General features: G+C 77.5%; 4 protein-coding genes. All 4 read left to right on the forward strand.

Annotation, left to right across the window (positions count from 1 at the left end):
* Positions 1 to 398 precede the first annotated feature (398 nt).
* The 4 genes from rsmI to rsmA all read left to right on the forward strand — a co-directional run bounded on the left by rsmI (position 399) and on the right by rsmA (position 3,657).
* On the forward strand, positions 399 to 1,268 hold the full coding sequence (gene rsmI, locus FOE67_RS19675; RefSeq protein ID WP_228474065.1) for a 16S rRNA (cytidine(1402)-2'-O)-methyltransferase: 870 nt from the start codon (positions 399 to 401) through the stop codon (positions 1,266 to 1,268).
* A 122-nt stretch (positions 1,269 to 1,390) separates the two neighbouring features.
* A complete protein-coding gene (locus tag FOE67_RS19680; protein WP_182666144.1) occupies positions 1,391 to 1,678 on the forward strand; it encodes a hypothetical protein in 288 nt (95 codons plus the stop codon).
* Positions 1,679 to 1,759: 81 nt separating this feature from the next.
* Positions 1,760 to 2,623 (forward strand): TatD family hydrolase, encoded by an 864-nt coding sequence (locus FOE67_RS19685; RefSeq protein ID WP_182666146.1) that lies wholly within the window; start codon positions 1,760 to 1,762, stop codon positions 2,621 to 2,623.
* Between the two features lie 56 nt (positions 2,624 to 2,679).
* A complete protein-coding gene (gene rsmA, locus FOE67_RS19690) occupies positions 2,680 to 3,657 on the forward strand; it encodes a 16S rRNA (adenine(1518)-N(6)/adenine(1519)-N(6))-dimethyltransferase RsmA (RefSeq protein WP_182666148.1) in 978 nt (325 codons plus the stop codon).
* Positions 3,658 to 3,675: the final 18 nt, after the last annotated feature.

Consider the following 3,675-nt stretch of genomic DNA (forward strand, 5'->3'; position numbering starts at 1 on the left):
ACGGGGCCCCGGTGACCGGCGGCCCCGGGCCGCCGGTCACCGGGGCCCCGTGGCCGCCGTGGCGCCGTCGCCGCTCGTTCCCGCCACCGGGCCGCCGTTCCGGTTCGCTCCGCTCACCCGGCCCATCTTGTCATCCGGTGTCCGGCGGGCCCGGGAGGATGACGGATGTGACGGCGGAGGAGGAGAGGGACGTGCGGGAACGGACGGGACGGGACGGCGACGACGGCGACGACCACGGCGACGCCCGGGAGCGGTACGACGCCCGGGACGGCGCCGCTGCCTCCGGGGCGTCCGAGGGGCAGGAGGGGCCCGAGGGGCCCGGGGACCCCGCCGGGACCGCGGAGCCGGCGGGGACCGGGGGCCCGGAACCGGGACCCGGCCCCGAGCCGGACGGCGGCCTGCTCGTGCTCGCCGGCACCCCCATCGGCGACCCCACCGACGCCCCGCCCCGCCTCGCCGTCGAACTGGCCCGCGCCGACGTGGTCGCCGCCGAGGACACCCGCCGGCTGCGCCGCCTCACCCGCGACCTGGACGTGCGGATCACCGGCCGGGTGGTCTCCTACTTCGAGGGCAACGAGGCCGCCCGCACGCCCGAACTGGTCGAGGAACTGGTCGCGGGCGCCCGGGTGCTGCTGGTCACCGACGCCGGGATGCCGTCGGTCTCCGACCCCGGCTACCGGCTGGTGGCCGGGGCCGTGGAACGCGGCGTGCGGGTGACGGCCGTGCCGGGACCGTCGGCGGTGCTCACCGCGCTGGCCGTCTCCGGCCTGCCGGTGGACCGCTTCTGCTTCGAGGGCTTCCCCCCGCGCCGCCCGGGCGAACGCCTGGCCCGGCTGCGGGAGAGCGCCGGGGAGACCCGCACCATGGTCTTCTTCGAGGCCCCGCACCGGCTCGCCGCGACCCTGACCGCGATGGCCGAGGTCTACGGCCCAGACCGGGAGGCGGCGGTCTGTCGGGAGCTGACCAAGACCTGGGAGGAGGTCCTGCGCGGCACCCTCGCCGAGCTGGCGGCCCGCGCCGGGGAGGGGGTGCGCGGCGAGATCACGATCGTGGTGCGCGGCGCCGACCCGTCCTCCGCCGCGCCCCCGGAGCCCGCCGAGCTGGCCCGCCGGGTGGCGGCGCTGGAGGCCGGCGGCACCCGGCGCAAGGAGGCCATCGCGGAGGTCGCGAAGGCGGCCGGTCGGCCCAAGAGAGAGGTCTTCGACGCGGTGGTCGCCGCGAAGAAGGACGGGCATAATGGTGATGAGCGGGGCGAAACGGGCCGGTAGTGGTTCCCGGGTTCGCCGCCCGCCCCGACGCCCGTGGTGTCGGGTTCCCGTGCGGGCGTGCCCCCCGGGGCGCCGGTCCGTCGTCCCGCCGCCGGCGCCGTACGGAGCCCCGGGAGGGGTCGATGAGGGACACCCACCGCGAGACGGTCACCGAGTCATACGCCTTCGCGTGCCTGAGCTGTGGTCACGGCTGGGAGCGCACCTACAGCATCGAGCACCACGTCGATCCCGTCGGGGCACCCTTCGTGCTGTACTTCGCCGACGGGGAACGGGTTCCCTCGCCACTGAGCCGGCCCCGTTGCCCCGACTGCGGCGGCGGACGGATCCGGCTGATGCGCTCGGGGACGGTGGAGCGGCTCGAACGCGCCCTGGAGGGGGTGCCGCGTCCGGCCCCGGGCAAGAGGATCTGACCGGTGCGCGCCGGCCGCCCGTGACCGCGCCGTGCCCGTACGGTGCCGGTCGGTCGCCGGGCCGGTCGTAGACTCGGCCCCATGCCGCAGTCCAAGGCCGCCCGCGCCGCACGGGCGGAGATCCCCCCGCTCCCCGAGCCGCTGGCCGTCCCCGTCGTCGACTCGCACACCCACCTCGACATGCAGGAGACCGAGCCGGCGCTCGCCCTGGAGCGGGCCGCCGCCGTCGGCGTGGAGCGGGTGGTGCAGATCGGCTGCGACGTCGAGCGCGCCCACTGGGCGGTGAAGACCGCCACCGAGCACCCCGACCGGGTGTGGGCGGGGGTCGCCCTGCACCCCAACGAGGCGCCCCGCCTGGAGCTGGAGCACGGCCCGGCCGCACTGGACGCCGCGCTGGAGGAGATCGCCGAACTCGCCGCGCTGCCGCAGGTGCGCGCCGTCGGCGAGACCGGGCTGGACCACTTCCGCACCGGCCCGGAGGGGCGGGCGGCCCAGGAGCGGTCCTTCCGCCGGCACATCGCCCTGGCCGGGGAGCTGGACCGCACCCTGGTCATCCACGACCGGGACGCCCACGACGACGTGCTGCGGGTGCTGGAGGAGGAGGGCGCCCCGCCGCGCACCGTCTTCCACTGCTTCTCCGGGGACGCGGCGATGGCCCGGCACTGCGCGGAGCGCGGCTGGTTCCTGTCCTTCGCGGGCAACGTCACCTTCCGCAGCGCCGAGTCGCTGCGCGAGGCGCTGGCCGTCTGCCCGCCGGAGTTGCTGCTGGTGGAGACCGACGCGCCGTTCCTGACCCCGGCGCCGTTCCGGGGCCGCCCCAACGCGCCGCACCTGATTCCCCACACCCTGCGGGCGATGGCGGGCGTGCTGGGGCTGGAGGAGACGGAGCTGGCCCGGCACATCGCCGACAACTCCCGCCGCGCGTTCCCCGCCCCCACCGCGTGACGGGGGTCGGCCGCCGCCCGACCGGGCGGGCACCCGCGCGCCCGTAGACTGCCGGCATGACTTCGGAACGGGACGACGCCGCACCCGGCGCGGGCGCCGACGGGCTGCTGGGCCCGGCGGACGTCCGTGAACTCGCGGCGGCGCTCGGCGTGCGACCCACCAAGCAGCGCGGCCAGAACTTCGTCATCGACGCCAACACCGTGCGCCGCATCGTGCGCGCCGCCGACCTGCGCCCCGGGGACACCGTGGTCGAGGTGGGACCCGGCCTGGGCTCGCTGACCCTGGCCCTGCTGCCCGCCGCCGCGCACGTCACCGCCGTGGAGATCGACGACACGCTGGCCGCCGCGCTGCCCGCCACCGTCACCGCCCGGCTCCCGCACCTGGCCGACCGCTTCGCGCTGGTGCACGGGGACGCGATGCGCGTCACCGACCTGCCCGGCCCCGCCCCCACCGCCCTGGTGGCGAACCTGCCGTACAACGTGGCGGTGCCGGTCCTGCTGCACATGCTGGCGACCTTCCCGAGCCTGGAGCGGGCGCTGGTGATGGTGCAGGCGGAGGTCGCCGACCGGCTGGCCGCCGCCCCCGGCTCCCGGGTCTACGGGGTGCCCTCGGTCAAGGCCGCCTGGTACGCGCGGGCCCGCCGGGCGGGCGCCATCGGTCGCTCGGTGTTCTGGCCCGCCCCGAACGTGGACTCCGGGCTGGTCGCCCTGGAGCGGCGGGATCCGCCGCAGACCACCGCGAGCCGCGAGGAGGTCTTCGCGGTGGTGGACGCCGCCTTCGCGCAGCGCCGCAAGATGCTGCGCTCGGCGCTGTCCGGGTGGGCGGGCTCGTCGGCCGCCGCCGAGGCCGCCCTGGTCGCCGCCGGGGTCGGGCCCCGGGCGCGCGGCGAGGAGCTGACCGTCGAGGACTTCGCCCGGATCGCCGCCCACCGCCCCGGCCGGCCGGACGCACCCCGGGACGCCGCCGGGGCCCCCGCGACCCCGGCCCCCGCCGACAGTCGGAACCGGGAGAACCAGGAGAACACCGCCGCATGACCCCCGAGCCCACCGGCC

This window comes from Streptomyces calidiresistens (assembly GCF_014141525.1).
GTDB lineage: Bacteria > Actinomycetota > Actinomycetes > Streptomycetales > Streptomycetaceae > Streptomyces > Streptomyces calidiresistens.